This is a genomic window from Bradyrhizobium sp. MI1.11 (assembly GCF_055811255.1).
The window spans coordinates 1-237 of sequence record NZ_JBVVPM010000252.1; the positions used below are offsets into that span (position 1 = coordinate 1).

Annotated in this window: 1 protein-coding gene; it reads left to right on the forward strand. The window is 68.8% G+C overall.

The features are described 5' to 3' along the window. Positions 1–237: transposase zinc-binding domain-containing protein (locus AC0L30_RS43270; RefSeq protein ID WP_473406823.1), on the forward strand; the 237-nt coding region annotated here is incomplete at both ends.

Consider the following 237-nt stretch of genomic DNA (forward strand, 5'->3'; position numbering starts at 1 on the left):
ATTGCCGATATTCTGCGCCGGCATGGCGAGACCTATCGCCGTGACCATGCCGGTCATCTCGGTCGGGTCGAGCGGCGCGTGATGAGCGCGATCGTGGCGTGCCGGACCGAGGCGCTCGGCGGCCACATGGAGGCTTGCGACGACTGCGGCACGACACGCCTCGCCTATAATTCCTGTCGCAACCGGCACTGTCCGAAGTGTCAGGGGCCAGCCCGGGCCGCGTGGCTCGCCGCGCGA